This window comes from Xenorhabdus littoralis (genome assembly GCF_033949345.1).
Taxonomy (GTDB): Bacteria; Pseudomonadota; Gammaproteobacteria; order Enterobacterales; family Enterobacteriaceae; genus Xenorhabdus; species Xenorhabdus littoralis.
In genome coordinates, this window is the sequence record NZ_VCDP01000173.1 from 1 (window position 1) to 419 (window position 419).

Consider the following 419-nt stretch of genomic DNA (forward strand, 5'->3'; position numbering starts at 1 on the left):
AATCCCTGCCAGCAGACAGCGGTACGCAGGATATCATGGCGGTCGATGACCGTTTGTAATGCAGCCGTGAAGGCGTCAAGGCGTTCCCGGGTATCGAAAGCGATGACATGGTGCAACAGATAAGCATCGCCTTGCTCTTGCAACCGGTGATGGAACAGAATGCCCTCCTGTAACGGCGCCAGCGGATAAATATCCTGCACATTGGCCGCGCCGCCCGCCACGATGCCGGCAATGGCGTCAATTTCCGCCTGAGACAACGTGACCAGTGGCAACATCTCAGGGGTAAGCGCCGTGCAGCCGTCAGAAATCCGGTTGGGCGGCACAATAAAGGCTGCTTCCCCCTGATTCGCCCGGATAGCCTGCGCCATGTCGGTGAGTACAGGCGCGGAGAAGACACTACGCACATCAAGCCGCCAGCC

Annotated in this window: 1 protein-coding gene; it reads right to left on the bottom strand. The window is 58.9% G+C overall.

Features of this window, described 5'->3' with window-relative positions; translation table 11 throughout:
* Positions 1-419: condensation domain-containing protein (locus FE394_RS19055; protein ID WP_319927894.1), on the bottom strand; the 419-nt coding region annotated here is incomplete at both ends.